The organism is Caldimonas sp. (assembly GCF_046289365.1).
Classification (GTDB): Bacteria; Pseudomonadota; Gammaproteobacteria; order Burkholderiales; family Burkholderiaceae_C; genus Caldimonas.
The window spans coordinates 1-6784 of the sequence record NZ_JBKBVU010000166.1 but is presented as its reverse complement, the minus strand read 5'-3'; the positions used below and the strand labels follow the sequence as shown (position 1 = coordinate 6784).

The window sequence follows — 6784 nt, the reverse complement described above, 5'->3', positions numbered from 1 at the left end:
CTGGCCGAGCTGCGCGGCGCCCCGGTGGCCGTGCAGTTGCGCAAAGACATCCAGCCCGGCCCCGGCGTGGGCACCGGCAAAGGCGTGGGCGTGGGAGCCGGCACCGAACCCGGCCTGCCGGATCGATCGATGATCACCTCCAACGCCACCCGTGGCAGCGGGGGCATCAACACGGCGGCCTACAGCCGTCACACCGGCGGCGGCGGCCTGGCGGGCCGCGCCACCACGCTGGTGGAGGGCGTGGCCGGTGGCGGGGGCGGTGGGGGCCCGGGGGGCGGCGGCGTGCGCGGCGACGGCACGGGCACCGGCGTGGGCTCGGGCCAGGGCGGCGCGGGCGGCACGCTGCAGCGCGCCGGCTCGGGCAAGGCCTCGCGCTCCATCGAGGAGATCAAGCTCGTCTTCGAGCGCCACAAGGGCGCCATCTACGCCATCTACAACCGCGCACTGCGTGAGGACCCGTCGCTGCAGGGCAAGGTGGTGCTGCGCCTGACCATTGCGCCCTCGGGCGAGGTGACCGATGTGCGCATCGTCTCCACCGAGCTCAACGCGCCCGACCTCGAGAACCGCCTGCTCGCGCGCGTGCGGCAGTTCGACTTCGGTGCAAAAGAAGTCGAGCAAATGGTCGTCACTTGGCCGGTCGATTTTCTCCCCTCGTGATGGACCCTGCCACACCTCTCCTTCGGCTGCAGGCCCTCGCTTGCCGACGGGGCACGCGGCTGCTGTTTCGAGGCGTGAACCTGACGGTGAGCGCAGGCGATCTGGTGTGGCTGCGCGGGCGCAACGGCAGCGGCAAGACCAGCCTCTTGCGCCTGGCCGCGGGCCTGGGCCGCCCGGCACAGGGCAAGGTGCTGCGCAGCGGCGGCCCCCCGGTGCTGCTGGGCCACACCCACGCGCTGAAGGACGAACTCACCGTGGCCGAGTCGCTGCAGTTCCTGCTGGGCGTGCATGCACTGCCACAGCAAGCCGCGACCGTCGAGGCCGCGCTCGACCGCTTCGGCCTCGCCCCACGCCGCCACCAGCGCATCGGGCAACTCTCGCAAGGCCAGCGCCGCCGCGTGGCCCTGGCCCGTCTGGCGGCCAGCCGCACGCAGCCGCTGTGGCTGCTGGATGAGCCGCACGAGGGGCTCGATGCCGACGGCGCGCAGGTGCTCGACGCCCTGCTCGCCGAACACCTGCAAGCGGGTGGCAGTGTGCTGATGGCCAGCCACCAGGCGCCGTCGCTGCCCGCTCGCGTGCTCGATCTCGACGCTCACTAGGGTCGGCCGATGCGCTCGCTGTTCTGGAGCCTGGTTCAACGCGACCTGCGCCTGGCTTGGCGGCGGCGGGTGGATCTGCTGCTGCCGCTGGGCTTTGCCGTCGCGGCCGTGAGCCTGTTCCCGCTGGCCGTGGGGCCCGAGACGGCCCTGCTGCGCCAGATCGCCGCGGGCGTGGTTTGGGCCTGTGCCTTGCTCTCGGCGCTGATGTCGGTGAGCACGCTCTTTGCGGGCGATGCTGCCGATGGCACGCTCGATCAACTGCTGCTGGCCGCGCCCAGTCCGGCGGTCATCGCAGCCGCACGCGCGGCGGGACACTGGCTGCTGCACGGCGCGCCCCTCGTGGGGCTGTCCCCGCTGCTGGCCGCGGGCCTGGGCCTGCAAGGCGTGGCGCTGGCGGTGCTTTTCGCTGGCCTGGCCTTGGGCACGGTGATCTTCAGCCTGTGGGGCACGGTGGCGGCTGCCCTCACGGTGGGCCTGCGCCAGGCGGGGTTGCTGGTGATGCTCATCGTGCTGCCGCTGGCCGTGCCAGCCCTGGTGCTGGGCACGGGTGCCGTATCGGCGGTGCTGGGCGGCCTCTCGCCGCTGCCGCACCTGGCGCTGCTGGCGGCCTGGATGCTGGTGAGCGCCGTCGTGGCCCTGCCGCTGGCCAGCGCGGCCCTGCGCCTGGGGCTGGAGGCCGGCGGCGATGTGCCGGTACGCTGGACGGGTCTGGCCGCGCCGCCGCGCTTGTTCGCCTTCACCGGCCGGCTGCTGCCAGCGCTATGGGCCCTGGCCGCCGTGCTGGGCAGCGTGGGCCTCGTGTGGGGCCTGGGCCTGGCGCCTACCGACGCGCAGCAGGGCGAGGTCTATCGCATCGTCTACCTGCACGTGCCCTCGGCCTGGGTGGCCATGCTGCTCTACCTCGTGATGGCCTTCTGGGCCGCAGTGGGCTGGGTGGCCCAGGTGCGTACGGCCGGTGTGCTGGCGCGTGCCGTGGCGCCCACCGGGGCCTGGGCGGCGGCTGTGTGCCTGGTCACCGGCGCAATCTGGGGCCAGCCCACCTGGGGCACCTGGTGGGTGTGGGATGCACGGCTCACCTCCATGCTCCTGTTGCTGCTGCTCTACCTGGGGGTCATCGCGCTCACCTCGGCCATCGACGATGTGCAGCGCGGTGATGCAGCCGGCGCGCTGCTGGCCGTGGTGGGCGTGGTCAACGTGCCGATCCTCTACTTCTCGGTGCGCTGGTGGTCGACGCTGCACCAGGGCGCCACGCTGCCGCTGGGCGACAGCCCGCGCATGGCCGCGGCCATGCTCACGCCGCTCTTGATCATGGTGGGGGCCTACTGGGCCTATGCCGCCGCCGCCAGCCTCACACGCGCCCGCGCCTTGCTGATGCAGCGCGAGGCCGGCGCCGCCTGGCTGAAGGCGCATCTGAAGGAGAGGGCCGCATGAGCGACCCCACACCCTTCCTCTGGGGCGCCTACGGCACGGCCGGCCTGATGCTGCTGATCGAGATCGTGCGCCTGTGGCGTGCGCTGCAGCGTTCCCGCGCGCAGGCGCTGCAGGCCGACGAAGAGGAGGGCGCATGACTCCTCGCCAACGCCGCTTGGCCGTGGTCGTGGCCGTGCTGCTCACCGTGGGCCTGGCCTCAGCGCTGGTGCTCCATGCCCTGCGCAGCGAGATCGTCTTCTTCCGCACGCCCACCCAGGTGCTGGCCGGCGAGGCGCCGGTGGGCCAGGCCTTCCGCCTCGGCGGCCTGGTGGAGGAAGGCAGCGTGCAGCGCGACGGCCTGCAGGTGCGATTTGCCATCACCGACACCGCGCAGCGCGTGAACGTGATCTACCAGGGCCTGCTGCCCGACCTCTTCCGCGAAGGCCAGGGCGTGGTGGCCCAGGGCCGGCTCGATGCGCAGGGCCTCTTCCACGCACAGCAGGTGCTGGCCAAGCACGACGAGAACTACATGCCGCCCGAAGCCGGCGAGGCCGTGTCGCGCGCGGTGCGGCCTGCCGTGGAAGAGGGCGCACGATGATCCCCGAACTGGGCCAGATCGCCCTGCTGCTCGCCTTGGCCACCTCGGCCGTGCTGGGTGTGCTGCCGCTGTGGGGGGCCGCGCGTGGCCATGCGCCGTGGATGGCCCTGGCGCGGCCGGCCGCCTATGTGCACCTGGCGCTCATCGCCGTGGCCTATGCCCTGCTCACGGCCAGCTTCGTGCAGCTCGACTTTTCTGTGGCTTATGTGGCTGAAAACACCCACCGCCAGCTGCCCCTGGTCTATCGCGTGGTGGGTGTGTGGGGCGGGCACGAAGGCTCGCTCCTGCTGTGGCAGCTCATCCAGGCCGCGTGGATGGCCGCACTGGCGCGCTTCAGCCGCTCGCTGCCGCTGCCGCTGGTGGCGCGCAGCCTGGCCGTGCTGGGCTGGATCGCCACGGGCTTTGCGCTCTTCGTGCTGATCACCTCAAACCCCTTCACGCGCCTGAGCCCCGTGCCGCTCGATGGCCACGACCTCAACCCCCTGCTGCAGGACCCGGGCATGGTCGTGCACCCGCCGCTGCTCTACATGGGTTATGTGGGCTTTGCCGTGGCCTTTGCGCTGGCGCTGGGCGCCTTGCTGGGTGGCCGGCTCGATGCCGCCTGGGCGCGCTGGATGCGCCCGTGGACGACGGTGGCCTGGCTCTGCCTCACACTGGGCATCGCGGTGGGCAGCCTGTGGGCCTACCAGGTGCTGGGCTGGGGCGGCTGGTGGTTCTGGGACCCGGTGGAAAACGCCTCCTTCCTGCCCTGGCTGTCGGGCACCGCGCTCATCCACTCGCTGGCCGTCACCGACAAGCGCGGCGCCTTCCGTGCCTGGACGGTGCTGCTGGCGCTGCTCACGTTTTCGCTCTCGCTGCTGGGCACCTTCCTCGTGCGTTCGGGCGTCTTGAGTTCGGTCCATGCCTTTGCCACCGACCCGCAGCGCGGCCTGGCGCTACTGCTCTTCCTGGCCGTGGTGGTGGGCGTGGCGCTCGCGGTGTATGCCTGGCGCGCGCCCACGCTGGGCCTGGGCGGGCGCTTCGCTCCCGTCTCGCGGGAAACCGCACTGCTGCTCAACAACGTGCTGCTGGTGGTGGCCGTGGCCTCGGTGGGCCTGGGCACGCTCTACCCGCTGGTGCTCGATGCGCTCACGGGCGCCAAGATTTCGGTGGGTCCGCCCTATTTCGAAAGGGTCTTCGTGCCGCTGATGCTGCCGCTCATCTTCCTGCTGGGCATCGGCCCGCTGGCACGCTGGAAGGAGGCCGAGCTGCCCGCGCTCGCGCGTCGCCTGCGCTGGGCTGCGGGGCTGTCGGTGGTCAGCGCCCTCGTGCTGGCCTGGTGGGCGGGGCAGGTGTCCTTCGGTGCCGTGCTGGGCCTGTGGATGGGGGCGTGGATCCTGTGCACCATCGCCACCGACCTCTGGGGCCACGGCCGTCGCCTTTGGCAGGCCCCGGGCGCGTTGTGGGGCATGTGGCTCGCCCACGCCGGCGTGGCCGTGTTTGCGGTGGGCGTCACCATGGTGGGCAGCTACGCGCTGGAGCGTGATGCCGCGCTCTCGGCCGGCCAGCAGGCCGACCTGGGCCCCTACAGCTTCCACTTCCGCGGCGTGCGCGACGTGATGGGCCCCAACTACCGCGCCGCCCAGGCCTGGGTGGAAGTCACGCGCAACGGCGAGCCCGTCGCCCAGCTCTACCCTGAAAAGCGCCTCTACGCCAGCCAGGACACCTCGTTCACCGAACCCGCCGTGGTGCACGGCCCGCTGCGCGACGTCTATGTGTCGCTCGGCGAAGTGCAGGCCGACCGCGCCACCTGGACGCTGCGCCTGCATGTGAAGCCCTTCGTGAGCTGGATCTGGGCCGGCACGCTGCTGATGGCCCTGGGCGGCGGCCTGGCCGCCAGCGACCGCCGCTACCGCGCGGCCCAGCGCCAGGCGGCTGCGAGTGCCGTGCAGGAGCCCGCATGAAACCCAGTCTCGGCCCGGTGCTGCGTGCCCTCGCACCGCTCCTGATCTTCCTGGCCTTGATCGCGCTGCTCTGGCGTGGCCTCTCGCTCGACCCGCTGGAAGTGCCGTCGCCCCTGATCGACAAGCCTGCTCCGGCATTTTCGCTGCCGCGGCTGGACGACCCCACCCAGCGCGTCACCGGCCGCGACCTGCTGGGCCAGCCCTGGGTGCTCAACGTGTGGGCCTCGTGGTGCGGCCCCTGCACGGTGGAGCACCCGGTGTGGGTGGACTTCGCGCGGCGCCACACCGTGGCGCTGGTGGGCCTGAACCACAAGGACCGCAATGACCACGCCCGTGCCTGGCTGCAACGCCATGGCGACCCCTACCGCCTCGTGCTGGTCGATGCCGACGGCCGCGCCGGCATCGATTTCGGCGTGTACGGCGTGCCCGAGACCTATGTCATCGACCGCCGCGGCCACGTGCGCCTGAAGCACGTGGGCATCGTCTCGCCCGAGTTCATTCGCACGCGCATCGAGCCGCTGCTCCAGGAGCTGGCCGATGGCTGAAGGGCGCCGCTTCCTCGCCGTGCTGCTGCTCGCCGCGGCTTCGATGACGAGCGCACAAGCTGCCGACGATGCCGTGCTCGATGCGCGCGCCCGCGCCCTGGCCCGCGAGCTGCGCTGCCTGGTGTGCCGCAACGAGACCCTGGCCGAATCGTCTGCCGCGCTGGCGCAGGATCTGCGCGCCGAACTGCGCCGCCTGCTGGCCGAAGGCCGCAGCGACGCCGAGGTGCGCGCCTTCTTCAGCGAACGCTATGGCGAGGTCGTGCACTACCGCCCGCCGCTCCAGCGCAGCACCGCCGCGCTGTGGTTCGGCCCGGCGCTGCTCCTGGCCGCGGGCCTGCTCGTGCTGGGCCTCACCCTGCGCCGCCGCCAGCGCCTGCCGGCCGAGGCCTTCGAGCCTGAGGCCGACGATGCCGAGGAGGCCTCCCGATGAGCCTCTTCCTCGTCTTCGCGGGCATGCTGGCGGCGCTCACCTTGATGGCACTGTTGTGGCCCCTGCGCTCGCACGGCTTCGCCACACTCGTGGGCGTTGGCACCTTCACCCTGGCCCTCACCGCCGGGGGCTATGCCTGGTTGGGTTCGCCGCAGCACCTGGCCCCCCCACCGGCTGCGGCGCCTGCCCAAGCCCCACCCCTGATGCAGGCCATCGCCCAGTTCAGCGAGCGTGTGCAGCACGATCCCACCGATGCCCACGCCTGGGCCCAGCTCGCCCGCGCCCGCGCTGCGCTGGGCCGCGACACCGAAGCGCAGGACGCGCTGGAGACCGCAGCCCGCCTGCGCCCGCGCGACGCGGCCCTGCTCGCCCACCACGCCGACTTCCTGGCCCGCTTGCACGGCGGCCGCATCGACGACGCGATCCATGCGCTGGTGCAGCGTGCCCTGGCCCTGGAGCCCACCCAACCCGTGGCCCTCACGCTCGCCGCCATGGCCGCGCAGCAGCACGGCCAGCCTGCGCAGGCGGCGCAGTTCTGGGAAAGGCTGGCCGCCACGATCAAGGAAGATGACCCGTTGCGGGCCGAGGTGATGGCGCGCGCC

At 72.3% G+C, this 6784-nt stretch carries 9 protein-coding genes and 1 pseudogene; all 10 read left to right on the top strand.

Going from position 1 to position 6784, the window contains the following annotated elements; all coding sequences use genetic code 11:
* Nucleotides 1–657: TonB family protein (locus tag ACK42S_RS14080; RefSeq protein ID WP_409708742.1), on the top strand; the 657-nt coding region annotated here is incomplete at its 5' end.
* The gene (gene ccmA / locus ACK42S_RS14075) at nt 657–1256 is read left to right on the top strand and encodes a heme ABC exporter ATP-binding protein CcmA (protein WP_409708740.1); all 600 of its coding nucleotides are present in this window, start codon (nt 657–659) and stop codon (nt 1254–1256) included. The genes ACK42S_RS14080 and ccmA, both read left to right, overlap by 1 nt.
* A 9-nt stretch (nt 1257–1265) precedes the next feature.
* Nucleotides 1266–1901, top strand: a pseudogene (gene ccmB, locus ACK42S_RS14070) (heme exporter protein CcmB); the annotation flags it as partial.
* The gene (gene ccmC / locus ACK42S_RS14065; RefSeq protein ID WP_409708745.1) at nt 1875–2687 is read left to right on the top strand and encodes a heme ABC transporter permease CcmC; all 813 of its coding nucleotides are present in this window, start codon (nt 1875–1877) and stop codon (nt 2685–2687) included. The pseudogene ccmB and the gene ccmC, both read left to right, overlap by 27 nt.
* A complete protein-coding gene (locus ACK42S_RS14060) occupies nt 2684–2824 on the top strand; it encodes a hypothetical protein (protein ID WP_409708737.1) in 141 nt (46 codons plus the stop codon). Before ccmC ends, ACK42S_RS14060 begins: the two co-directional genes overlap by 4 nt.
* Nucleotides 2821–3264 (top strand): cytochrome c maturation protein CcmE, encoded by a 444-nt coding sequence (gene ccmE / locus ACK42S_RS14055; protein ID WP_409708734.1) that lies wholly within the window; start codon nt 2821–2823, stop codon nt 3262–3264. Before ACK42S_RS14060 ends, ccmE begins: the two co-directional genes overlap by 4 nt.
* Nucleotides 3261–5207 carry a heme lyase CcmF/NrfE family subunit gene (locus ACK42S_RS14050; RefSeq protein ID WP_409708731.1) on the top strand — a complete coding sequence of 649 codons (1947 nt, stop codon included), beginning with the start codon at nt 3261–3263 and terminating at the stop codon, nt 5205–5207. Before ccmE ends, ACK42S_RS14050 begins: the two co-directional genes overlap by 4 nt.
* On the top strand, nt 5204–5752 hold the full coding sequence (locus tag ACK42S_RS14045) for a DsbE family thiol:disulfide interchange protein (RefSeq protein WP_409708728.1): 549 nt from the start codon (nt 5204–5206) through the stop codon (nt 5750–5752). The genes ACK42S_RS14050 and ACK42S_RS14045 overlap by 4 nt, the downstream gene beginning before the upstream one ends.
* Entirely contained in the window at nt 5745–6182 is a 438-nt protein-coding gene (locus tag ACK42S_RS14040) for a cytochrome c-type biogenesis protein (RefSeq protein WP_409708725.1), read from the top strand. Before ACK42S_RS14045 ends, ACK42S_RS14040 begins: the two co-directional genes overlap by 8 nt.
* Nucleotides 6179–6784, top strand: a 606-nt coding sequence (locus tag ACK42S_RS14035; RefSeq protein ID WP_409708722.1) for a tetratricopeptide repeat protein, incomplete at its 3' end; no start/stop codon positions are given. The genes ACK42S_RS14040 and ACK42S_RS14035, both read left to right, overlap by 4 nt.

Bases quoted from the DNA above. Each gene is read 5' to 3' on its own strand.
- ACK42S_RS14050 (WP_409708731.1), top strand. From the start codon at position 3,261: ATGATCCCCGAACTGGGCCAGATCGCCCTGCTGCTCGCCTTGGCCACC.
- ACK42S_RS14045 (WP_409708728.1), top strand. From the start codon at position 5,204: ATGAAACCCAGTCTCGGCCCGGTGCTGCGTGCCCTCGCACCGCTCCTG.
- ACK42S_RS14040 (WP_409708725.1), top strand. From the start codon at position 5,745: ATGGCTGAAGGGCGCCGCTTCCTCGCCGTGCTGCTGCTCGCCGCGGCT.
- ccmE (WP_409708734.1), top strand. From the start codon at position 2,821: ATGACTCCTCGCCAACGCCGCTTGGCCGTGGTCGTGGCCGTGCTGCTC.
- ACK42S_RS14060 (WP_409708737.1), top strand. From the start codon at position 2,684: ATGAGCGACCCCACACCCTTCCTCTGGGGCGCCTACGGCACGGCCGGC.
- ccmA (WP_409708740.1), top strand. From the start codon at position 657: ATGGACCCTGCCACACCTCTCCTTCGGCTGCAGGCCCTCGCTTGCCGA.